Raw genomic sequence first — 20,618 nt, 5'->3', positions numbered from 1 at the left:
TGGTTGATACCATAAGCAATTAGCAAGGAGGCGAACGCAAATGTCGACATCGAAGCTGATGAAGTGGATTACCGGGGTGATGGAAGCGATATTGGGCATCCCTTTCCTGGGCGGCCTGATCGTGATCTCTCTTTCGTGGGTCCCGCTTATAATCATGCTTGTTCTGCACATCGTTACGCTGGTCATCTCGGTCAACGAGAAGTCCGGCAAAACGGGAAGCATTGTGGGCATCATTACTTCATGCATCGCATGGATTCCTTTTGTCGGGATGATCATGCATCTTATTTCGGCTCTTCTGCTGCTGATCGACGCGGCCAAGAAGGAGACGTACGGAAGAACGTACTAAACCATTCTGCTCCGCGCAGCTCCCATGTGGATATACGTATCGGCTGTCAGCCGCAGACCGCTGTAACCCCGATCCGGAACGCAGATATGCTTCCGGATTTTTTGCTTTGCGGAAAATTGCTGCGGCAAGCATGGCGCCACTCCTCCGGCTCAGCTCAAATATCCTTCTTCAAATAGTAGTGCGTAAAGCCGCCGGCATTCGGTATCGTTCCGTATACCTCGAACCCTTGCTTCAGGTAAAAATCCAATGCTTGAAAGCTTAACGTATCGAGCTTGATGAAATCGCATTTTTTCGCTTTGGCGATACGTTCGGCTTCAGACAGAAGCTTTGTGCCATAACCGAGATGACGAAGCTCCTCATCGACGAACAAATAATGCACCTCGAGCCAGTTCCAGCATATTTCGCCGACGATCCCGCCGTATATTTGTCCGCATTCGTTCTTCAAAAACAAACTCAGTTCTTGATACCTGCTCTTTAACTCATCGGGAAAATGCCTGTAATTAAACTCGATCAACTTGTTTCTTACATACGCTTTATCTTCGGCGCTCAGATCGTTCGTAATGGATAGTTCCATCCTTCATTTCGCTCCGTTCTTCCGACATTCGCCCGGCACGAGCCAGGTCATGCCACTACCTTACCATACTGCACCGGTTTTCGAGTGGTAGAAAACGCCTATAAAAAAACAAGCAGGGGATGCCTGCTTGCTTGTTATTTTTCCTCGAATCCGATGAACGCTTCGCGGACACGATCCCAGAACGGAAAGGGGCGGTAGCGGGCGAACCGGACTTTTTGCGTCGAGACCATCGTGCGGACGGAAACGACGTCGTTGCGGAGCGAAAGGTTATGGTCAACCGACAATACGAACTGATGGTGTCCCTTCGGATAAATATCGCAATGATGATGCTTCGGCAAAATCATCGGAGAGCCGAGCGTCCGGTAAACGCGGTTGTTGATCGAGGCGATCTCCGCGATCTGTATCGCTTCGATGGCCGGATGCAGCAGCGCGCCGCCCAAGCTCTTATTATAAGCGGTACTGCCCGAAGGCGTGGAGATACAAATACCGTCGCCGCGGAACATTTCGAACATTTCGTCGTTGATGTTAAGCTGGGCCACAAGCATCTTTTCGACGCCCTTCAGCGTGAATTCATTAAGCGCCAAGTGGGATTCCGTACCGTTCTCGGTTGTAATCAATATGTCGAGCAGCGGGTATTGAACGATCTTCAGCTTGCTCGCCGGAGCCGGCTGAATGATAAGCGCCATAAGATGCTCGATCTCATCGGGCTTCCAGTCGGCAAAAAAACCGAGGTGTCCCGTGTGAATACCGACGAAAGCGATATGATCGATCTGCTTGATGAATTTATGAAACGCATGCAGCATCGTGCCGTCGCCGCCGATCGAGAGAACGATATCCGGCTTCCCCTCGTCAAGTATCATCCCGTGCTTCGAAGCGAGCTTGTGAAAATGTTCGGCTAGCCGCAGAGACGCTTCGTCGCCGCGATCCACTACGTAATAGTTCAAAACGGAAATCCTCCTCTGTCTCGGGGCCAAGTGATGTGATGTACGAATGCCGGAAAAATAACCACCGCTGAATGATACCTTTCATGGCGGCAGGCTTGTCCTAAGCTTAAGCTAATTCCCACGGTTAACGCAATACTCGTCAATGCACTGCAGCAGCTCTTTCGGCGTATCGCGGAATTCAACGGCTACGCGGTAGGAGTCGATGCTGTACGGCGTGACGCGGATCACCTCGCCCGAAACGGAAAATTTCTCTTCAATATCGGGCAGATGAAAGGAAGCCTCTAAAAAGAGCGATTTAAACATGCGTGAATTCGTGACGAATGCCATGCCTCCCGCACATAGATCCAGCATATTGCCCGAGAAGGCGATCCCGTGCTTCGCCGAATTGGTACGTATGCCGACGATTTTGCACATTACCGGCGTTTTGGCGGGCAGCGTAATCCGGCTATACCTGCGGTTTTGAAAAAGATGCATCTCATCCGGCGCGGTTAGCGTCAGTATGCATTTGTTTTTGCGCGTTTCCAGGTTGAGCAGTTGAACGAATGAGTAAAATTGGACGCCGCGCTCGCGGAACGAGTATTCTACGAAGGTGACATGCTCCAATCGGTCAAACGGATTTTGCGCACGAATATCGAAGCCGACCGTTAGCTGCGTTTCGGTCACCTTCTCGATGCGAAAGCTATCTTCGTAGCAGAAAGGCCCGCCCTCTTTCGTCTCGCCGACGATAATCAGCTGGCAGTCGGTTTCGGGTATGACCATATCTTGCTTAAGAACGTCGTTCCATTTCATAGGATCACCAGGTTGTTGGAGTTTCCATCCGTCGGATGGACTAATTTTATAATAAACAATAAAGTTTTAGAAAACAATGCTATATCGCGTTTCGCAAGCTGAGAAGCACCTATATATTATGACAGGGTCAGGAAAAGAAATGTTTGCCGATCAGGCTGCGAATCCTTTTGAAGGTGGCAACACCGATTGCAAGAGCGAGAAGTCCGGCGCATATTGCCGCCAACAGCAGCAGCGAGGCAGGCAGCGAAGCACCCCATCCGAGAAGGGAAGGGCTCGCGGTTTTTGCAAAAGGAGCGAACGCCGTCAGATCCGGAGCTTGAGCGGGCTTGAGCCAATCCCACAGCAGTAGGACGGCCCCGGCCGACAGGAAGCCGTGCAGGACTCGGGCTAAAGCGAAAGGTGTATAGCGAAAAGGAGTTCGGTAGAGCAAGCTGACGATTTGAGCATGTACGGATAAACCGGCCCAGGATAGCACGAATGCGCAAACCGCTGCTTTATAAGCCAAGGGAATGGCGGCGCCTCCCGCGCCGGCAGCTTTCGCTCCAAGCGTAACTTCGAACATGCCGTTGATGATGGCAGCCGCCAAAGGCTGGGGCAAACCGAACAGTCCGAGCAAAGAACCGATCGCGATTGAGACGTACTCCATAAGGTGAGTAATGCGCATCGCTTCCAGCACGACGGAGAAAAATACGACTAACCCGCCGATGACCATAATGAGCTGAATGGCGATTTTGACAGCTTGATTCAGCATCGTGCCTAATGCGCGTCCGTCACGAAGTCTAGCCTCGTGCATGGCATGGAGAGCGCGTTTGAGCAGAGAGGGACTCGTTTTCGACCGCTTACGTCCGACGATTGCCGATCTTGCGGCGGCTTCATATCCGGCCTTCTTGTCTCTGCCGTGAAACCGCATAAGTAAACCAAGCAGCACGGCGCTGCCGTAATGAGCGGAAGCGAGCACGACGGCCAGCCGGACATCGTGAAAAAATCCGACGGATACGGCGCCGATCATAAAGATGGGATCGGATGTCGTCGCGAAGGCGACCAGGCGTTCTCCTTCTTCGCGATTGACCAGCTTCTGATCCCATAATTGGGAAGTGAGACGGGCGGCGACCGGGTAGCCGGATGCAAAGCCCATAGCCATTACGAATCCGCCGATACCGGGGACGCGAAACAAAGGCCTCATAAGCGGATCTAACAGCATGCCGATAAAATGCACAAGGCCGAGGCCGAGCATCATCTCGGCTATGACCAAAAACGGGAATAGTGCCGGAAACAACACGTCCCACCATATGACAATACCCCTCATTGCAGCGGCTGTTCCCTCCGCAGGGTAAACGATCATGAACAAGCCTATCGCAAGCAGAGCCAGCGCAAGGATATGAAACGGCTTCAAGCGCATCATGGTACCTCCCGGCTGTCCGTGCGCGTTTGGATACAGCTTTCCGCAGGACAGACTACACTTCATGAATATGAATGAACAAGGACATCCATGACGCTTTATGCTACAATACGAATAGGCGTAGTAAAAATGTACTGTGCTTTTCAACGATTCTAAAGCAGGAGAATGATCCTATGAGCGAAACGAATCATACCACTATATATGAAGCGATCGGCGGAGAACGGACGATTCGCCGTATCGTAGAAGCATTCTATCCGAGGGTGCAGGCACATCCCGACCTGGGACCGTTATTTCCGGAAGACATTATGCCGGTCATGGAGAAGCAGTTTATGTTTCTGACGCAATTTTTCGGCGGGCCTTCGCTGTTCTCGGATATGTACGGCCATCCGATGATGCGCGGGCGGCATATGCCGTTTCCGATCACTCCGAAGCGTGCGAATGCATGGCTGAGCTGCATGGGCGCCGCGCTGGAAGAGATCGGTCTCGATCCGACGCTGCGTCGGGTAGTGCTCGAACGACTGCAAGGTCCTGCCTACCATTTCGTCAATACGGAAGACGATACGACCGAATAATCTGCATAATCCTGAATAAACACTGTATAATTTCCGGTTTGCGCGAAAGGATGCTGGCAGATGTCACTCGACCCTTTATTCCAGACGAAAGTAACTTGCATGTATTGCGAAAGCGTTTTTGAAACGTCGCGCGTTCGGCCAAGCTTCAAAAAAGCAAGCGGCAGCGATACGGATTTTTATTTAAGATATAAAGAAGTGAATCCGGATTATTACGTGGTTCGGGTATGTCCCGTTTGCGGGTTCGCCAGCACGGAGAATTTCTCCGACCGGTTCGTCGCTTCGCACCGGAAGACATTCGAGGAACGGGTTAGAATCAATTGGTCGATGAGGGATTACGGCGGCAAACGCGGCTGGGACGAGGCGATGCAGACGTTCAAGCTGGCGCTGTTATGCGCGCAGATTAAGCAGGAGAAGGACCGGATTATTGCAGGCATGCTTCATCATATCGCTTGGCTTTGGCGGGAGAAGGAAGATGCGGAGCAGGAGCGGCGATTTTTGGAACATGCCTTGAACGCTTACGTTAAGGTTTACGAGACGGAAGGCGCGGATGTGAACAATGCCAGGCTCATGTATTTGATAGGGGAGCTGAGCCGGCGGACAGGCCGTTATCAGGATGCGGTCAAATGGTTCGGCAAAGTGATCAACGACAAGAAAATTATGGATTCCGGCATGATTCGCGCCAGCCGCGAGCAATGGGCCATTACGCGCGAAGAGATGCTCGCTGCGCAGATCGATCTGCCGGAGGAAATGAAGCAGCAAAAATAGCCTTACGGATAGGTTTCCATACACTCAAAAAAGCATCGCGTCCCGAAGTTGCGGGATGGATGCTTTTTTTGCGTTTGACGCTGCTCCTTACTTCCGTTTGCTCCTTACGGGCCGGTCGCTGAGCAAATAATCGTTGTCGTTATCGACGACAGTCATTTTATTATGGCAGCATGGGAATATGAGCAGCTTTTTGCGTCCGTCCCGGATTTCCTGAAGCTCGTCCTTCTTCATCCTCAGCATAACGTTGGCAGTCTGGCAGAACGGGCACTCCTGCACATAAACATCTTGCCCGATCGTCTCGTAAGGCCAAGTGTTGGCGAACGGAATCATGAGGATTGCTCCGGATCGTTCTTATCTGCGGCTGGAGCGTCTGCATTCGTTTGTTTGGCGAGCTCCGCCATCTTCTGGAGCAAAATATGCTGCGGCATGTGCATCAAGTGCTCGATCGGCACGTTCAGCGCCTTGGCGAGCTTCACTGCCGTTTCGGGCGATATTTGCAAAGGTTTCATTGAGTTAACCGCCTTTCTGCTTGCTATGCACTTATTTAATCACACGGTTGGCCGCCGATCAAGGGCGATGTTCGCGATGAACGGCGAAAGGCCGCCGGAGGCGACCTTTCTATTAAGCTTATGGCGTGTGCTCAAGCTTCTTATGCTACTTTGCGAAAGCACTTATAGCTTGAATATTTGAATCGCTTTCTGGAGCTGGTTAGCGGAGGAGGCCATATTCTCGGATTGTTTGACCATGCTCTGTACGGCAGCGATTTGCTCGTTCATGGAGGCGGAAACTTCCTGCGTACCGGCGGCCGATTGCTCCGTGATCGCCGAAATGTTCTCCATGGTGGCGGAAATCGTCTGTGCTCTTTCGAGCATCAGATCGCTTTCTTTGGCGAATACGTAAATTTGCTGCGTGATGAATTGAATGCTCTCGACGATTTCCGAGAAAATTTTCTCCGTCTCGGAAATTAGCGTCGTCTGCGCTTGGACGATGCTCTCGTTCGTTTGAATATTATGCAGCGCCTGGTCGATGCTTTGCTGGATGCTGCGCACAAGGCCGAAAACCTCCTTGGTCGACGCCGTCGATTCGACGGCCAGTTTGCGCACCTCCTGGGCTACGACTGCAAAACCTTTGCCGTGCTCGCCGGCACGGGCGGCTTCGATCGAAGCGTTGAGCGAGAGCAGGTTGGTTTGCTCGGCAATGTCCGAAATCGTACCGGTAATGCGGGAGATGTTATTGGCTTGCTTGGCAAGCAGGTCAATCGCCGACGACACCATGTTCGTCGCTTCTACGTTACGTTTCATCCCTTCATTTTGAGATTCTACTGCGTTTCTTCCTTTATCGACGAGTCCCACCATCTTCTCGGAATGCATGTTCATGTCTTTGGTCGAATGAGCGTAGTCGGTTACGCGCGTTTCGATATCCTTGATCGCGACGGATATGTTGCTGACTTCTTCGGAAATTTGGTTGGCACCCGCCGCAAGCTCGCCTGCGGAAGTCGTCACTTGACCGATGACCTCCATCAGGTTTTTGTTCTGCAGGAAGCTGTCTTGGCTTGCTTCCGCGACAACCTTGGAGGTTGTCGACGTTTCTTTGAGAATGTCCTTTAAGCGGTCGATCATTTTGTTGAAGGAATCGGCCAATTCCCCCATCGCGTCGTCGGAGTTTATGTATACCTTCTGTGAAAAGTCGCCTTTGGCGATGCTCATCGCGCTTCTGGTTATGTTGTCGATAGGTTCTGTAAGCGCTCTCTCCAGCCAGCTTATAAAAGGAAAACAGAGTCCGAAAAACACAACTGCAAGAAGAATGCTCAACCAAGATTGCGTAAAGACGATGAACAGCAGCGATAAAACCGCTACCGGCGTGTAGCAGCCGATTTGGAGCTTCCTCTTGAAAGATTTTTCGCGGAACCAACCCATACGTTTCGACAACTCCTTCGACAATACTTTGATATGTATCCTAGATTATACCATCGCTGTGTCATTTGGTCTATGAAATTTAGTACCCTCGACTAGTGCCGGAAACCCTAGTGGGGACCATCGTACCCTCCTATAATAGAAATAGGCACCCCCGCATTGGAAAGAATAGGTGCGAATGCTGTAGCAAATGTCATTCCATCACGGATACATGCGGCTTTTGTCGTGGAATATATCGTAGGAAAGCGAGAGTGAGTCCGAGTGGTACTGGGAAATTGCAAGAAATGCGGAACGCTCTATATCAAGGCCAAATCGCCGTACAGCAATGACTGCCAGGTCGTACAGGACGAGGTTTATTTGCAAGTGCGCAATTATGTGAAGCAGAATCCGAGAAGCACGATGCTGGATATTCATGAGAAGACCGGCATTCCGATCTCCAAGCTGCTCGAGCTGCATAACGAGGATTACTTGCCGTTCGGGAAATAAGTAATGCACAGTTGACGGCTAAGACTAAAGAACCGGGACGAAAGCGATCCATCGCCGTCCCTTTTTTGCGTTTGTTCTCGATTTCATTTTCGGAAAATTTCAAATATATGCAAATTAATGTTGAAATAGGTAAGATGCACTCGTATAATGTGACATAAGACCTGTATAACTTACATATATTTTACACTTCTGCGTCGAATTAACTACTTACCTGGCCGGAAGGAGGGAATTTATGTATTTGGAACAACTGCCATTGAGCAAGCAAATCGAAGTCGTTTTTCGTGAAGTTAGGGAAGAATTATGCAGAATGACTTCGGGGATCGTGTTCGTGCAAATCCGCAATAATATCGTCGGGAAATTCGGCATCCGCCATTTTCCTCTCGAGAGCAAGGGCGGAGTGCTGCAGGTTTGCGAGGAAGGGCTGTCGGAGACGCATCTTCAATCGTTCCGCAAAATGGCCGCCGAGTCGCTTCGCCACAAGCATCATTGGACGCATGGGGAGATTGTTTTCGAATTCGCGCTGAAGAACAACACGCTGCACGCAAGCGTACAGTTCGAATCGAATTACAACATGGCTACGCTGTTTGTTTCCAAAGATTCGCGTAAGGGAATCAAAGAGAAAGAACTGCATTAGCACTCATTTTATTATTCCTTGAAGACGCCTCGCGAGAGGCGTTTTTTATTATTTTTATCAGCATTTATAGGTTTCACGTTGCTTAGGCCTGAAAGTTCATCGGTAAACGGGGGCAAATGAAAATGTGTTGGACCCTCATTATTGTTTTGGGTAAATCGTCGATTTTCTTCGGTTTACGGGCTAATACTCTAATATTAATGGGTTCGCATGAACTTGTAATAAGAATATGTTGAAGAACCGAGTCAGAAGAACTAAAATAAGGAGAGCGCAATCGGTAATCTTTGAAGGCGCGGTAGCATGAATGTTCACTTACATAACCTGGGGGGCTGGCAGCTAGATGGAGAAGTCGAGTATTATCGGAATTATTCTTGCGGTTATTGCAGTTGGAGTCGGAATGGTATTGAAGGGCGCCAGTCTTAGCGCGCTTGCCAATCCCGCCGCGTTCCTCATCATTTTCGTCGGAACGGCCGCTACTTTATTTATCGGCTTTCAAATGCCAGAAATTAAAAAATTTCCGTTTTTGCTGAAAAAAATTTTCGTAGGCCAAAAACTGCAGGACAAAAAAGAGCTTGTTCAAATGTTTATCGAATGGACGAACATATCCCGCCGCGAAGGGCTGCTTGCGTTGGAAAGCAAAATAGAAACGATTGACGATCCTTTTCTGAAATACGGCATGAGAATGATCATCGACGGCAACGATCCCGATTTCGTAAAGGAAGTGCTGCTTGAAGACATCGGGGCGATGGAGGAGCGTCACCGTTCGGGAGCGTCTTTGTTCTCGCAGGCCGGGACATATGCCCCGACGCTTGGCGTTCTCGGGGCCGTCGTCGGATTGGTAGCGGCTCTCGGCAATCTGAATGAGATAGAAAAGCTCGGCCATTCTATAGCTGCCGCTTTTATTGCGACGCTGCTGGGGATTTTTTCCGGATACGTTCTCTGGCATCCAATGGCTAACAAGCTGAAGCAAATGTCGAAGAAGGAAACGGAAATTCGCTTAATGATCGCCGAGGGGATCCTCTCGATTCAGTCCGGCGTTTCGAGCATCGCGATCGAACAGAAGCTGTCGATCTTCATCCCGTTGTCGCAGCGATTCTCCGAAGAGAAACAGGACGGGGAGGAGAAAGCCGGTGAGTAAGCGAAAGAAAGAGCATCACGAGGAGCATATGGACGAAACGTGGCTGATCCCGTACGCCGATTTGCTGACGCTCCTTCTCGCCCTCTTTATCGTCTTGTTCGCAGCCAGCCAAGTGGACAGCAAGAAATTTAGCGAGCTGATGCAAGCCGTTAATGCGGCCTTTAACGGAAATGTGGGCGTGATGAATCAGCCGGGCATTTCGCAGTTCCCGAAGCCGATTCAGCAGCAGACGACCAATAGCCGGGACCTTGAGCAATCGGGCAAGGCGGAAGGAGACGGCCGCTTCGAAGAGGAAACGAAAGAGCTGGAAGCGATGAAGGAAAGCATAGAGAAATATATAGCCGACAAAGGGATGGATCAGCAACTGGCCGTAGGGCTCGATGATAAGCAGCTGACGATCACGATCAGCGATACCGCGTTGTTTGGTTCAGGGAGCGCTGCGGTAAGGCCGGAGGCGCAAAAACTGGGGATGACGCTCGCCGATATCCTGGTTCAGTATCCAGGCTATCAAATTCTTGTGACCGGCCACACCGACAACATTCCGATCAGCAACCGGGAGTTCGAATCGAACTGGGATTTGAGCGCCAAGCGGGCGATCAATTTCATGAAGGTGCTCCAGCAGAACAAGCAGCTCGAGCCGGGCAGATTCAGTGCCATCGGCCAAGGAGAGTTCCGCCCCGTAGCGCCTAACGATACGAAAGAAGGAAGGGAGAAAAACCGTAGGGTAGAGTTGTCCGTCCTGCGTAAAACCTTACCTTAACAATTTCGGATTGGCTATGGCAGGTGCGACAGTCGTATTGATTTGCAAACGTCCGGGTTCCGGGCGTTTTTTTCTAGGCCTACGCCAAACGCCGGCGTCTATTCTCCGGCTAAAATGAAAAAAGGTGACGGCTGTCACCTTTTCCATTCGAAGCGTTATGTGTTGCTTAGCGAGAAAATTGTCCTGCCAGCTGTTGCTCGGCAATTTGTACGAGGCGGCGAGTGATATGTCCACCGATCGCACCTGTATCGCGCGTAGCCATGAAACCATAGTATCCGTCCTGTGGGATTTGAATGCCCAGTTCTTGTGCCACCTCATATTTCAGCTGATCAAGAGCTGCGTTTGCTTGAGGGACGACAAGAGAGTTGCTGGAGCGGTTTTGTCCTTGAGCCATCATTATCACCTCCTGTACAGGTATTATGAACCAAAATAGAAAACTTACTCCAAAGAATAATTGGAAATTTTAACCTTAAAAATTTTGCGTATTTTGTCCTCCCGATGGCGTTCAGTAAGAATGCGTTTCACGCCTGATTGCCAGCTGCAGCGGCAAAATGATACGATTACGCCATAAAGCTTGCGGCAGTCAGATGCACAGGCGTCAAAGGGAGAAGTAAGATGCTTACATTATCTTTTGCCAATTGGTCGCTCGATAAAGATTTGCAAATCATCCACGCCGATGTCCGGTTCGAGATCGAAGGAAGCGTATTGGTGGACGAACCGGTTTGTGTCGATGTAGGATTGCCGGCGCTGCTGCTAAGCGGCTTGGAAAATACGGAGCCGAATCGTTGGGCGCCTGCGGACGAGTGGGGGAAGATGCCTTTCTTCGTATGCGGCTGCGGCGATCCGGAGTGCAGAGGTTTTTCCTTTGCGGTTACTCACCTTGACGGCGATCGTTTGGACATCGTGGAGGCGGAGGAACGTCAGGATGGCGGCTTTAAAACGCTTGACCGGTTTACCGTGAATGCGAAGGAGTATCGCGCGCTTGTGCTGGAGGCGGGGCGGACGTTTCTTGGCTTTGTCGCGGCATTGGATTATCGGCCGTATTTAGCGGATACGGTCGCCGTCGTGAGCGGATTGGTCGGACGTTTGGAAGCGATAGCTGCAGAAAATAAAGTTGTAGACTGAGAAAATAAAGGAATAAATTATCTATACGTATTAAGCTAAATAACGATAGAGGGTCGACTGATTATGTGTTTTAAGATGCGTTATCAGACGTTTAAAAAATATTTTCGTATGATGTAGAAATTCATCGATCTGAATCGTCTTTATAGCGAAGACATGAAACAACCCCAGTATGAATGTTGAGAGGAGCAATAACCATGAATTACACACTGCTAATGTATGAATCGACGGAGGATTTCGCCAAACGAATCGATCCGATTCACAAGGAGGCATATGTCGCAAGCTGGACACATTATGTCACAGCGATGATTGATTCGGGCATTGTGATAAGCACCGCAGGTCTTCAGTCCCCAGAGACGGGGACCACGCTCAGCCGGAAGGGCGGCGAACTGCTGGTTCAGGATGGCCCGATCACCGAAACCAAGGAGCATATTGGTGGTTTGGCCATCATCGACGTGCCAGATTTAGACACCGCATTGGAATGGGCGGCACGTTGTCCCGGCAGCTCGGTTGAGGTCCGTCCTACCTTGTATCCAATCTCGAAATGAGCGCCATGCATGCTCACCAAATGATTGAACAGACGGCCCGTGATTCCTATGGCCGTCTGGTTGCGTTTCTGGCTGTGCGCTGGCGTGACCCGGCTGCAGCGGAGGATGCGCTTGCCGACGCTTTCCTGGCTGCGCTGGAATCATGGCCTGCGACCGGAGTGCCGGATAATCCCGAGACCTGGCTGCTCACTGCTGCTCAGCGCCGACTGATCGACGGTACCCGGCATGCCCGCGTACATGCCGGTGCGGAGCAGACTTTGATCGCAATGGCGAAAAATATGCAGCAATGGGCCGGACTCGAAGCGTCTTTTCCGGATGAACGGCTCAAGATGCTGTTTATTTGCGCCCATCCCGAAATTGATCCAGCCGTGCGTACACCGCTCATGCTTCAGTCCGTGCTTGGCCTTGACGCAGCCCGCATTGCTTCTGCCTTCGTTGTTAAGCCTGCAACGATGGGGCAGCGTCTTACCCGCGCGAAAGCGAAAATAAAGAGCGACGACATTACATTCGACTTGCCCGGTAAGGACGAATGGTCGGAGCGCCTCAATGCCGTGCTTGAAGCCGTCTATGCAGCCTATGGAAGCGGTTGGGACGATATTACCGGCGTCGATCCGCGCCGGAAGGGGCTGGCCGAAGAAGCGATTTTCCTGGGAAGGCTGATCGTGCGATTCATGCCGGGGGAACCGGAAGCGCTAGGCTTGCTGGCTCTTATGTTGCATTGCGAAGCGCGCCGCCAGGCGCGGCGCGATGAGGCAGGCGGTTATGTGCCCATATCCGAGCAGGATCATTCGCGTTGGTCGATCGGGATGATCGAGGAAGCGGAGCATTGCCTTCGCACTGCCGCTCAAGGGAACCGCATCGGTCGGTTCCAGCTTGAAGCGGCGATTCAATCCGTGCATGCGCAGCGTGCCTGGACTGGCCGTACGGAATGGGAAGGGATCGCGTTGCTATACGAGGGGCTGGTAGGCATCGCTCCAACGATCGGCGCCATCGTAGGCCGCGCGGCAGCCATTGCCGAAGCGCGCGGCGCCGAAACCGGGATGGCGCTTTTGGATGAAATACCGGCAGAATCGGTTAAGAGCTATCAGCCTTATTGGGCGCTGAGCGCCCATTTATTCAAGAGGATGAAGAGGTTCGAGAATGCCCGTGCCGCATACAGCCGGGCCATCGGATTGTGCATGGATCCATCCATTCGAGCATTTCTGGAGAAGCAATCCGGCGAATGTTAGTTGTTTCGTTTGAAAATAATACATCCAGTCTAATCCTTTATTTTCACAGAACAAGCGAAGAACGGTTTATAAGCAAAAGACGCCAATACCTATTGCAGGTGTTGGCGTCTTTCTCTGCGTTTTTTTTGCCTGTATGCATCTAAGCAAGCGTCGATCGTTTACTGGGACTTACCCCCGTGCGAAATCTCCATTACGATATCCAGCGCAAGCGTCTCGCCCGGCGCGATGGCGCGCAGTCCGGTGATTTCGGGATCGAGCGGAAGGTTCGGCGCGTTCGTCACCCATGTGTAGGGCTCCAGGCAGATGATTTCGTCCGCGATGCCTTTGGTAAATATGACCCACTGCTTGAAGGGACCTTCACCGCGGTAACGAATTTCGCAGCCTTCTTTGGATAGGACGGCTTCGCACGGATTGTCCCCGATTTGAAAAACGGTGTCGAGATCCCGTCCGCGCAAATTTATTCCCCGGGCAATGTCCGACAAATCCCCCAGAGGCTTGCGCTCGCCTGTCGGCATCAAATCGCCGTCAAGCTCCCAGATCGATTCGACGGGTAGCGTAAGCGTCCATTTCTCCGGCTCGTTATCGAGCGCAAACCAAGTATGTACGCCATAGCCGAAGGGCGCCGGTTTGCCGCTGCCGTTGGTCGCGCGGAGCCGCTGTACGAGTGTCGTTCCGCTCAGCTCGTAGGTCATTTCAATGCGCATTTCATGCGGGTACTGGGCAAAAATATCCTGATGTGCGGTCGTGTCCAGCACGGATGTGACGGACAGCGTGCCGCTGTTATCGGCGGTATTGGTTACTTCCCACGCATGATTGCGTAAAAAGCCGTGAATATGATGCCCGTTCGGCGTGTTGATATCGAATTGGTAAGCCTGGCCTTCGTATTCGAAACGCCCGTTCCGGATCCGGTTCGGCGGCATCATAAGCGGCGTTCCGAAATGGCCGGGGTTGTCAATGAGCGCCTGAGGTCCGGCAGGGACGCGTAATATTTCACGTTCCGCGGCCTTGTCCCACATCCTGTACAAATTATTACCAAGCGATGGGCAAAGAGATATGAGCAGCTTGTCGTTCTCGAGGGTGACGATTGATCTGCCCTGCCATTGTTCGTGTTTGATCATCGTTCGTAAAAGCTCCTTTCGCCATCGGCGTAATCATTTGAATTGTGCACGTTTGCAAAGCTTTCCTTGTCCATTGTATCAGAGCCTGAGGGCAGTGCCAATGGAGCGGTTTACGAGAATCGTTTTGGCAGGATGCCGCGATTTTTTGTCGATCGATAATCGGATTCGTCATAAAGTGACAACATTTTTGGAGACAGCATACTATAATAGGATTTATTTTCCTGTTTTTGTGAGCTCACAATGGGAAGTTTGGAGGAGCGGTCTCTTGAATCTCGTAGTGCATTTCACCAAAAAAGGCGTAAAACACGCAATTATCGATGTGGACAATACGATTTCCAAAAGCAATGTGGTGGAGTTTTACTTGTTCGTTCGGTCCGCTATGATGCATCCGGTGCTGTATCGGGTGTGGTTATGCTACTTCATGATCGTGCATATCCCTATGTACCTCATGCTCGACTTTTGGAAACGCGAACGGTTTCAGCAGGTTTTTTACCGGAACTACGCCAAAATTCCGATCGGACAGTTAGAGCGGAGGGCATATGAGTTTTTTGAAATGAAAGTGAAAGCAAGCTTCATTCAACCCGTACACGACCTCATTTTCGACTTGAAGAGGGCCGGTATATCCGTCGTTCTTCTCTCGACCTCGATCGAGCCGATCGTGAAACAATACGCCGACTATTTTCAGGTGCCGTATGTTTGCTTGGAAGCCAGGTCGGAAAACGGTGCGACGCAAATCGATTTGTCGAGCTTAAGCGACTTTAAGCTCAATTATATTCGCGAATGCGGCTGTGACCCGTGCAATACGGTTTCCATCGCGGACTCGAAGCATGATTTCGATGTGCTGAACTATCCGAAATACGCGGTCGTCGTTAACGATCGGGTACCGAAATGGATGAAAGGGCTGCAGAACGACGCCGTTTTTTTGGATCGAAAGGGAAGGGAATAAAAGCGAGCCGGCCGGTCCTGCGAAGGGCCGGCTTTCAAACGTTCGAGGCAACTTCTCATTATTTATATGTTATATAATATTACAATAAAGTGACATAACTTCTCTTCATGCGTTCGTTATGTTAATATATATGACATAAAACATGGCGGGGGGAGATCCATGATGGGGGTAGGGCTTCGCGTTCTAAAAACGGTCATCTCGGTCGCCATCAGCATTACGCTGGCGAGGCTGCTGCGGCTTGACCCGGCGCATTTTGCCGGCATTATTTCGATGCTTGCGGTTCAGCCTTCCGTGTACCGGTCGCTGCATCATTCGCTGTCGCATATCGCCAGCGCGTTATTTGCCGCAATGCTCGGTATCGCCGTCTGTCTCTTGTTAGGCAATCTTTCGATCATTATCGCCGCAGTTTCCTTTATCGTGATGGCCATCCATATCAAGCTGAAAAGAACGGCGTCGCTGCAGCTGGCCGTTATCGTCACGATCAATACGATGGGCACGTTCAGCCAGCTTTCCGGGAGCGCCGCCTACAATCAATTCATGCTCGTGCTGATCGGGATGATCGTCGGCACGGTCGTCAACGTCATCATCAAGCCTGTGCACCGGGAGCGCGAGGAGGTGCTGCTGGCGAAGTCGGAGAGTATGTTACGCGTGCTGCTGCATTATGTCCGGCTCGATCTGAAAACGGGCCAAATGACGCCTTACCGTCCCTACATGCGAGCGCAAATCGAAGATGTGCGGGCGTATATCGAGAAGGGGAGGGCCGTCTCGCAGCTGATCCATGAGGATCGCTGGCTGAGGCGGGGGGAAGAGCAGGAGACGGCGTCGCTTTTCGATGCATACGAGTCGATGGTCGAACGCATCCGCGATATGATCAAGGTGCTGCAAAAAGCCGATCTGCGCCACCCTGAGGCGGGCAGGCTCATTCAAGCGATCACGCTGACCATCCACGTACAAGAACGCTTGCTGGCAGGCAGGAAGGCGCCTGTGAACATGCTGCTCCGCTCGCTCCGCCCGGACGAATCGAGGCGTTATGACGAAAATTACGGCTTGCAGCAAGTATTCGTATACTACCAGGCCTATGAGGCGCTGGGGGAATATTTAAGCGAGTTCGCCGCTTCGCAGGAGCGGGTTCCTTCCGTCAGTCTGAATAAGCTGGCCGATCTGCGGAAAGCGGCGGGGGTTCGCCGCGGCTCGGCGTTTTCCGCGCGTTACTGACGGAATGCGTTACGGCAGCCCGTAATCTGCCGAAGCCGCAACGGCGTTTTGCGTCGCTGCACGGCGTCGGAGCTGCCCGCGGCGTTCCGCAAGCGGCATGGTTGAACTTTTTGCGGTCACGGAGTATAATGAGTACTAATTTTATATTCGTTTTTGCGTTGAGAGGAAAGAGTAGAAAGCGATTGTGTCTCTGCAGAGAGCCGGGGGGCTGAGAATCCGGTGTGGCGCGCCTTTCGAATGGGTCCTTGAGCATAATGCCGAACGCGGCATGCAAGTAGCTATCGTGTCCAAAACGAGGCGAACGATGCGGCCAGTAGGTTGAACGGAAGCTCCCCGTTATCGGAGCGATAAGGCTTTCCGCTTGCGGTTAATGTTCCGGCATAATCCGGTCATTCCCTGGGGAAGCGAATTAGGGTGGCACCACGGTCTCTCGTCCCTTGCGGCGGGAGGCCTTTTTGTGTGTTTTTCAGAAAGTATATCGTGGAAGCAGCTCTAAACCTCGGTAAACGCGCCAGTCCCAGCTTATGCTTACGAAGTCGCTTTCTTCGAAAGCGATTAGCACGGCGAAGCCGTTTATCCTTGAGTGCGTCAGAAAGCGTATCCGGAATGCGGGTAGGGTAAACGCGGCATCAAGGGCGCTGAAACGCGTTTGGAGCTTTGGAACGAAAATCAGGAGGCGATAGGTTATGAAAAGAGTTTTATCAGGCATTCAACCGAGCGGTCAGCTGACGCTGGGCAACTACATCGGGGCGCTGCAAAATTTCGTGAAGCTGCAGGACGATCACGAGTGTTTCTTCATGGTGGTCGACCTTCATGCGATAACGGTACCGCAGGATCCGGCGGCTTTGCGCGAGCAAATCGAGTCCGTCGCAGCGCTGTTCATCGCGAGCGGAATCAATCCGGACAAATCGGCATTGTTCTTGCAATCCCATGTAACTGCGCATGCCGAGCTCGGCTGGTTGATGACGACGCTGGCCTATATGGGCGAGCTGGAGCGGATGACGCAATTCAAAGAAAAATCGGCCGGTAAAGAATCGATCGGCGCAGGCCTGTTTGTGTACCCGGCGCTTATGGCTGCGGATATTTTGGTCTACAACGCGGATCTCGTTCCGGTAGGCGACGACCAGAAGCAGCATCTTGAAATCACGCGCGATTTGGCGCAGCGCTTCAATCAGCGGTACGGCGATTTGTTCACCTTGCCGGAGCCTTACATTCCGAAGGTGGGCGCACGCATCATGTCGCTGGACGACGCTTCCAAGAAGATGAGCAAGAGCAACCCGAATCCGGGCAGCTTTATCGCCATGCTCGACGAGCCGGACGTCATCCGCAAAAAGCTGAGCCGCGCCGTCACGGATTCCGGCCGCGAGGTCAAATACGATCCGCAATCGAAGCCTGAGGTTAGCAACCTGATGAGTATTTATACGTATTGCTCGGGTCTGTCGATCGGCGAAATCGAGGCGAAATACGAGGGGCAAGGGTACGGAGCGTTCAAAAAGGATCTGGCCGAGCATGTCGTCGCGACGCTGGAGCCGATTCAGAAGCGGTATAAAGAGATCCGCGAAAGCGGCGAGCTTGCTTCGTTCTTGCGGAAAGGCGCGGAGCGCGCCAACGCCGCGGCAGAACCGCTGCTGCGTGAAGTGAAGCGGCGGATGGGCTTCGTCCTTCCGGAATAGCAACTGGACCCGCCTCTTTCAGAGGGTCTTAAAATCAAAGGAGCTGTCTGCGGACGGCTCCTTTTGCTGAAAATGGGCTGGCTAGACGGCATTCTCATCATACCTGCGACTCGTCGGGCTTGTCCTGTGTACTTTCGTACAGGCTAGCCCTTTTTCTTGCGGGCTTTCGCTTTGAACATGAAGCCTATTCCGATGAAGAGGATGGATACGAGGGAGCAGAGCAGCGTCAGCCATACGCTACGATAGCTGATGGCAAGCCCGATGGATGCGAGCAGCAGGGTGCCGACTACGGCGAAAAACAAAGCTTGTGAACGGTTCATGTGATGGACTCCTCAAATAAAAAGATTTTTGAAAACTTTGTGTATATTCTTTCGCAACGGAAACATAATAAGTTTGCAAGCTTGCACTATACATCAACGAGGTTTGAAAGGAGCACGACCTATTATGGCAAACTCGAGAAGCAGCAACAGCCTTGTCGTTCCGCAAGCAAGCCAAGCATTGGATCAAATGAAGTATGAAGTTGCACAAGAGCTGGGCATTCAAATCCCGCAAGACGGTTACATGGGCTACATGGCTTCCCGCGATGCAGGCGCATTGGGCGGAAACATCACTCGCCGTCTTGTGCAAATTGCCGAGCAAACGATTTCCGGTGGTAAAACGCGTTAATCATTTCCACTAGAACCGGGGGAATCGTTAAGATTCCTCCGGTTGACTGGTAATAATCCAATTGCTCGCATGGGCCCGGCAGCGCAACTAGACGCTGTCCGGGCCTATTCCATTGTCCGGTGAGCTTTGCCTGATAGTCCTCTATTAGAACCCGAGGCCGATACAGGCAGCCAATTCGGGCATCAAACCGACGCATATCGTTCGTCTGGCCGTTGACGGGCAAAAGGAAGTCGCCGTTTGACCGGCGACAAGGGAAAGCTTTTATAGTAGTACGTGCTTGACAGCGTCTGTTAATGCGTACCTACGCGAAGCTTTTTCTCCAAACGGGAGTCGCTGAGCCAGCCCACGTACGAATCAAGCGGCAGCAGCTCTCTGTCGAGCAGCAGAACGGCGACGAAGGGATATTGCTTGCGGTGCCGATACCGGACATCGACCCATCGAACCTCGTATCCCCAAGGATGCTCCTTCAATTCGGCACAAGCGAACGAGGAGAAGTACAGGAACGAGGAAATATCCGAATGATTTTTGGAAGCCTCTACGGCCGGATGCGATGCGCAGGAAACCGAATCGAACCATTTGAGCTGCTTGTTTTTGTACTCGCCGACGACGAACGTGCCGTTCTCTTGCTTCTTCACGACGTTCCATACGTACCAGTGAAAGGTCGGAATCAAGAAGTAACGGTCGGTTGGCGTGTAGTGCATATCCTTCTGATAAAGCCTGGATTCGAGCAGGTAATGGACGACGGTCCGCCAAATGTAGTATAACGCAATTAAGCCGTACAGCACAGGAAAAATCGTTTGCGGCTTTCCCGCACCGATCGACCATAGGAACACCGCGATCAGATGCGATCCGAAAATAAAGGGGTCGAATATGTGAATGATGTTCCACGACACCCACTTTTCCGAGAAAGGGCGAAGCGCTTGCGTGCCGTACGTATTGAATAAGTCGGTGAATACGTGAAAGACGACGGCGGCAAACACCCATCCGAGCACATGCAGCACCGGCAGACTGCCGAATGCGAGAACGAGGGCGGCGGTAATCAGAAGCGTCCAAATGAAGATGGCGGGTATCGAATGGGATGCTCCGCGATGGTTTCGAATATAGGCGGCGTTGCCGCGGAGACGAAGAAATCCGTCCGAATCGGGTGCCTGCGAACCGAGCACTGTGCCGATCAGCACGGCGGCCGAAACTGTTGAGTCTGCGGCGACTACAGGGTCAATGTGTGCGAGTCCGGCTAAACCGAGACCGATGACTAAATGCGTTCCGGTGTCCAAAAAGTAATCCCTCCTGGTGTGGAGATTCACACGTAGTGTTGTTATTATTGTATCATTTTATGCTGTAAATGAAATCCGTAACCGCTAAACCGCGAAACTTCGCGAATTTTAGGAAAAAGAAGGTGCTTCGATGATAACCGTTTTTGCCGAATATCGGGTCAAGGAAGAAGAAAGAAATAACTATTTGGATTGGATTGCGCCGATCCGCGAGCGAGCCGGGTTCGACTTATATGAAGGAACGGATCAGAAATCGCTTTTTGTGGAAATTTGGACGGTTGCCGATGAGGAGGCGTACCTCGCGCTCAAAAAAGAACGTACGGACGATCCAGATTCCGTCTGGCGGAAGCTCGACCTCTTTGTAACGGGCGGAATCGCCAAAGCGCATATGTGGGCGTTCCGGAAGGTTTGAAGATTTCACGGGCTCGCCGCGTCATCGCTGAAGCAGCTTCGGATCGGTTTGCATGGTGATGGTAATATAGTCCATGTTTTCGAGCATGGATATCCATGTTT

Annotated in this window: 26 protein-coding genes; 15 read left to right on the top strand and 11 right to left on the bottom strand. The window is 51.8% G+C overall.

Annotation, left to right across the window (positions count from 1 at the left end):
* The first annotated feature begins 40 nt into the window (after positions 1 to 40).
* Entirely contained in the window at positions 41 to 346 is a 306-nt protein-coding gene (locus DQG23_RS31620) for a hypothetical protein (RefSeq protein WP_113035028.1), read from the top strand.
* 154 nt (positions 347 to 500) lie between these two features.
* On the opposite strand, the gene DQG23_RS31615 is transcribed toward DQG23_RS31620, so the two are convergent.
* The 4 genes from DQG23_RS31615 to ylbJ all read right to left on the bottom strand — a co-directional run bounded on the left by DQG23_RS31615 (position 501) and on the right by ylbJ (position 4,055).
* Complete coding sequence (locus tag DQG23_RS31615; RefSeq protein WP_113035027.1) at positions 501 to 920, bottom strand: GNAT family N-acetyltransferase; 420 nt, start codon at positions 918 to 920, stop codon at positions 501 to 503.
* A 134-nt stretch (positions 921 to 1,054) separates the two neighbouring features.
* Complete coding sequence (locus DQG23_RS31610) at positions 1,055 to 1,864, bottom strand: NAD kinase (protein WP_113035026.1); 810 nt, start codon at positions 1,862 to 1,864, stop codon at positions 1,055 to 1,057.
* Positions 1,865 to 1,975: 111 nt separating this feature from the next.
* Positions 1,976 to 2,653 (bottom strand): PilZ domain-containing protein, encoded by a 678-nt coding sequence (locus DQG23_RS31605; protein WP_113035025.1) that lies wholly within the window; start codon positions 2,651 to 2,653, stop codon positions 1,976 to 1,978.
* A gap of 127 nt (positions 2,654 to 2,780) precedes the next feature.
* Entirely contained in the window at positions 2,781 to 4,055 is a 1,275-nt protein-coding gene (gene ylbJ, locus DQG23_RS31600; protein WP_113035024.1) for a sporulation integral membrane protein YlbJ, read from the bottom strand.
* 170 nt (positions 4,056 to 4,225) lie between these two features.
* Here ylbJ and DQG23_RS31595 point away from each other — a divergent pair, with 170 nt between their 5' ends.
* A complete protein-coding gene (locus DQG23_RS31595) occupies positions 4,226 to 4,624 on the top strand; it encodes a globin domain-containing protein (RefSeq protein WP_113035023.1) in 399 nt (132 codons plus the stop codon).
* Between the two features lie 60 nt (positions 4,625 to 4,684).
* Positions 4,685 to 5,389 carry a DUF2225 domain-containing protein gene (locus DQG23_RS31590; RefSeq protein WP_113035022.1) on the top strand — a complete coding sequence of 235 codons (705 nt, stop codon included), beginning with the start codon at positions 4,685 to 4,687 and terminating at the stop codon, positions 5,387 to 5,389.
* Between the two features lie 87 nt (positions 5,390 to 5,476).
* Here the strand turns inward: DQG23_RS31590 and DQG23_RS31585 are convergent, their stop codons facing one another.
* The 3 genes from DQG23_RS31585 to DQG23_RS31575 form a co-directional block, all read right to left on the bottom strand.
* On the bottom strand, positions 5,477 to 5,719 hold the full coding sequence (locus tag DQG23_RS31585; protein WP_113035021.1) for a hypothetical protein: 243 nt from the start codon (positions 5,717 to 5,719) through the stop codon (positions 5,477 to 5,479).
* A complete protein-coding gene (locus DQG23_RS31580) occupies positions 5,716 to 5,898 on the bottom strand; it encodes a YycC family protein (RefSeq protein WP_113035020.1) in 183 nt (60 codons plus the stop codon). Before DQG23_RS31580 ends, DQG23_RS31585 begins: the two co-directional genes overlap by 4 nt.
* Positions 5,899 to 6,060: 162 nt before the next feature.
* A complete protein-coding gene (locus tag DQG23_RS31575; RefSeq protein ID WP_113035019.1) occupies positions 6,061 to 7,305 on the bottom strand; it encodes a methyl-accepting chemotaxis protein in 1,245 nt (414 codons plus the stop codon).
* Positions 7,306 to 7,563: 258 nt separating this feature from the next.
* Between DQG23_RS31575 and DQG23_RS31570 the strand changes: the two genes are divergently transcribed.
* The 4 genes from DQG23_RS31570 (at position 7,564) to motB (ending at position 10,317) form a co-directional block, all read left to right on the top strand.
* Entirely contained in the window at positions 7,564 to 7,788 is a 225-nt protein-coding gene (locus DQG23_RS31570) for a hypothetical protein (RefSeq protein ID WP_113035018.1), read from the top strand.
* A gap of 232 nt (positions 7,789 to 8,020) precedes the next feature.
* Positions 8,021 to 8,422: an O-methyltransferase gene (locus tag DQG23_RS31565; protein WP_113035017.1), complete on the top strand. Its 402-nt coding sequence runs from the start codon at positions 8,021 to 8,023 to the stop codon at positions 8,420 to 8,422.
* 337 nt (positions 8,423 to 8,759) lie between these two features.
* Positions 8,760 to 9,557: a flagellar motor stator protein MotA gene (gene motA / locus DQG23_RS31560; RefSeq protein WP_113035016.1), complete on the top strand. Its 798-nt coding sequence runs from the start codon at positions 8,760 to 8,762 to the stop codon at positions 9,555 to 9,557.
* Positions 9,550 to 10,317 (top strand): flagellar motor protein MotB, encoded by a 768-nt coding sequence (motB, locus tag DQG23_RS31555; protein ID WP_113035015.1) that lies wholly within the window; start codon positions 9,550 to 9,552, stop codon positions 10,315 to 10,317. The genes motA and motB overlap by 8 nt, the downstream gene beginning before the upstream one ends.
* A 166-nt stretch (positions 10,318 to 10,483) precedes the next feature.
* On the opposite strand, the gene DQG23_RS31550 is transcribed toward motB, so the two are convergent.
* Positions 10,484 to 10,711: an alpha/beta-type small acid-soluble spore protein gene (locus tag DQG23_RS31550; protein ID WP_113035014.1), complete on the bottom strand. Its 228-nt coding sequence runs from the start codon at positions 10,709 to 10,711 to the stop codon at positions 10,484 to 10,486.
* A 221-nt stretch (positions 10,712 to 10,932) separates the two neighbouring features.
* On the opposite strand from DQG23_RS31550, the gene DQG23_RS31545 reads away from it, so the two are divergent.
* From DQG23_RS31545 to DQG23_RS31535, 3 genes are all read left to right on the top strand, one after another.
* Positions 10,933 to 11,442 carry a hypothetical protein gene (locus DQG23_RS31545; RefSeq protein ID WP_238178135.1) on the top strand — a complete coding sequence of 170 codons (510 nt, stop codon included), beginning with the start codon at positions 10,933 to 10,935 and terminating at the stop codon, positions 11,440 to 11,442.
* Positions 11,443 to 11,636: 194 nt separating this feature from the next.
* Positions 11,637 to 11,987: a YciI family protein gene (locus DQG23_RS31540; RefSeq protein ID WP_113035013.1), complete on the top strand. Its 351-nt coding sequence runs from the start codon at positions 11,637 to 11,639 to the stop codon at positions 11,985 to 11,987.
* 20 nt (positions 11,988 to 12,007) lie between these two features.
* Entirely contained in the window at positions 12,008 to 13,216 is a 1,209-nt protein-coding gene (locus tag DQG23_RS31535) for an RNA polymerase sigma factor (RefSeq protein WP_238178134.1), read from the top strand.
* 158 nt (positions 13,217 to 13,374) lie between these two features.
* Here DQG23_RS31535 and DQG23_RS31530 read toward each other — a convergent pair whose 3' ends face one another.
* A complete protein-coding gene (locus tag DQG23_RS31530) occupies positions 13,375 to 14,334 on the bottom strand; it encodes an aldose 1-epimerase (RefSeq protein WP_113035012.1) in 960 nt (319 codons plus the stop codon).
* Positions 14,335 to 14,599: 265 nt separating this feature from the next.
* Here DQG23_RS31530 and DQG23_RS31525 point away from each other — a divergent pair, with 265 nt between their 5' ends.
* The 3 genes from DQG23_RS31525 to trpS all read left to right on the top strand — a co-directional run bounded on the left by DQG23_RS31525 (position 14,600) and on the right by trpS (position 18,168).
* Positions 14,600 to 15,280, top strand: coding sequence for a haloacid dehalogenase-like hydrolase (locus DQG23_RS31525; protein WP_158560794.1), 681 nt, complete (start codon positions 14,600 to 14,602; stop codon positions 15,278 to 15,280).
* Between the two features lie 159 nt (positions 15,281 to 15,439).
* Positions 15,440 to 16,495, top strand: a complete 1,056-nt coding sequence (locus tag DQG23_RS31520) for an FUSC family protein (RefSeq protein ID WP_238178133.1) — start codon at positions 15,440 to 15,442, stop codon at positions 16,493 to 16,495.
* A 686-nt stretch (positions 16,496 to 17,181) separates the two neighbouring features.
* Positions 17,182 to 18,168, top strand: coding sequence for a tryptophan--tRNA ligase (gene trpS / locus DQG23_RS31515; protein ID WP_113035010.1), 987 nt, complete (start codon positions 17,182 to 17,184; stop codon positions 18,166 to 18,168).
* A gap of 143 nt (positions 18,169 to 18,311) precedes the next feature.
* Here trpS and DQG23_RS42350 read toward each other — a convergent pair whose 3' ends face one another.
* Positions 18,312 to 18,488, bottom strand: a complete 177-nt coding sequence (locus tag DQG23_RS42350) for a DUF5325 family protein (RefSeq protein ID WP_158560793.1) — start codon at positions 18,486 to 18,488, stop codon at positions 18,312 to 18,314.
* A gap of 124 nt (positions 18,489 to 18,612) precedes the next feature.
* Between DQG23_RS42350 and DQG23_RS31510 the strand changes: the two genes are divergently transcribed.
* On the top strand, positions 18,613 to 18,834 hold the full coding sequence (locus tag DQG23_RS31510) for an alpha/beta-type small acid-soluble spore protein (RefSeq protein WP_113035009.1): 222 nt from the start codon (positions 18,613 to 18,615) through the stop codon (positions 18,832 to 18,834).
* A 290-nt stretch (positions 18,835 to 19,124) separates the two neighbouring features.
* Here DQG23_RS31510 and DQG23_RS31505 read toward each other — a convergent pair whose 3' ends face one another.
* Complete coding sequence (locus tag DQG23_RS31505; protein ID WP_113035008.1) at positions 19,125 to 20,108, bottom strand: metal-dependent hydrolase; 984 nt, start codon at positions 20,106 to 20,108, stop codon at positions 19,125 to 19,127.
* Positions 20,109 to 20,238: 130 nt separating this feature from the next.
* Between DQG23_RS31505 and DQG23_RS31500 the strand changes: the two genes are divergently transcribed.
* Entirely contained in the window at positions 20,239 to 20,517 is a 279-nt protein-coding gene (locus DQG23_RS31500) for a hypothetical protein (RefSeq protein ID WP_113035007.1), read from the top strand.
* Positions 20,518 to 20,618: the final 101 nt, after the last annotated feature.

Source organism: Paenibacillus contaminans (assembly GCF_003285015.1).
Classification (GTDB): Bacteria; Bacillota; Bacilli; order Paenibacillales; family NBRC-103111; genus Paenibacillus_V; species Paenibacillus_V contaminans.
The sequence above is the reverse complement of the archived record's forward strand: the minus strand, read 5'-3'. Positions and strand labels throughout refer to the sequence as shown.

Bases quoted from the DNA above. Each gene is read 5' to 3' on its own strand.
- DQG23_RS31620 (WP_113035028.1), top strand. From the start codon at position 41: ATGTCGACATCGAAGCTGATGAAGTGGATTACCGGGGTGATGGAAGCG.
- DQG23_RS31615 (WP_113035027.1), bottom strand. From the start codon at position 920: ATGGAACTATCCATTACGAACGATCTGAGCGCCGAAGATAAAGCGTAT.
- DQG23_RS31605 (WP_113035025.1), bottom strand. From the start codon at position 2,653: ATGAAATGGAACGACGTTCTTAAGCAAGATATGGTCATACCCGAAACC.
- ylbJ (WP_113035024.1), bottom strand. From the start codon at position 4,055: ATGATGCGCTTGAAGCCGTTTCATATCCTTGCGCTGGCTCTGCTTGCG.
- DQG23_RS31595 (WP_113035023.1), top strand. From the start codon at position 4,226: ATGAGCGAAACGAATCATACCACTATATATGAAGCGATCGGCGGAGAA.
- DQG23_RS31590 (WP_113035022.1), top strand. From the start codon at position 4,685: ATGTCACTCGACCCTTTATTCCAGACGAAAGTAACTTGCATGTATTGC.
- DQG23_RS31585 (WP_113035021.1), bottom strand. From the start codon at position 5,719: ATGATTCCGTTCGCCAACACTTGGCCTTACGAGACGATCGGGCAAGAT.
- DQG23_RS31580 (WP_113035020.1), bottom strand. From the start codon at position 5,898: ATGAAACCTTTGCAAATATCGCCCGAAACGGCAGTGAAGCTCGCCAAG.
- DQG23_RS31575 (WP_113035019.1), bottom strand. From the start codon at position 7,305: ATGGGTTGGTTCCGCGAAAAATCTTTCAAGAGGAAGCTCCAAATCGGC.
- DQG23_RS31565 (WP_113035017.1), top strand. From the start codon at position 8,021: ATGTATTTGGAACAACTGCCATTGAGCAAGCAAATCGAAGTCGTTTTT.
- motA (WP_113035016.1), top strand. From the start codon at position 8,760: ATGGAGAAGTCGAGTATTATCGGAATTATTCTTGCGGTTATTGCAGTT.
- DQG23_RS31550 (WP_113035014.1), bottom strand. From the start codon at position 10,711: ATGGCTCAAGGACAAAACCGCTCCAGCAACTCTCTTGTCGTCCCTCAA.
- DQG23_RS31545 (WP_238178135.1), top strand. From the start codon at position 10,933: ATGCTTACATTATCTTTTGCCAATTGGTCGCTCGATAAAGATTTGCAA.
- DQG23_RS31540 (WP_113035013.1), top strand. From the start codon at position 11,637: ATGAATTACACACTGCTAATGTATGAATCGACGGAGGATTTCGCCAAA.
- DQG23_RS31535 (WP_238178134.1), top strand. From the start codon at position 12,008: ATGATTGAACAGACGGCCCGTGATTCCTATGGCCGTCTGGTTGCGTTT.
- DQG23_RS31530 (WP_113035012.1), bottom strand. From the start codon at position 14,334: ATGATCAAACACGAACAATGGCAGGGCAGATCAATCGTCACCCTCGAG.
- DQG23_RS31520 (WP_238178133.1), top strand. From the start codon at position 15,440: ATGATGGGGGTAGGGCTTCGCGTTCTAAAAACGGTCATCTCGGTCGCC.
- trpS (WP_113035010.1), top strand. From the start codon at position 17,182: ATGAAAAGAGTTTTATCAGGCATTCAACCGAGCGGTCAGCTGACGCTG.
- DQG23_RS42350 (WP_158560793.1), bottom strand. From the start codon at position 18,488: ATGAACCGTTCACAAGCTTTGTTTTTCGCCGTAGTCGGCACCCTGCTG.
- DQG23_RS31510 (WP_113035009.1), top strand. From the start codon at position 18,613: ATGGCAAACTCGAGAAGCAGCAACAGCCTTGTCGTTCCGCAAGCAAGC.
- DQG23_RS31500 (WP_113035007.1), top strand. From the start codon at position 20,239: ATGATAACCGTTTTTGCCGAATATCGGGTCAAGGAAGAAGAAAGAAAT.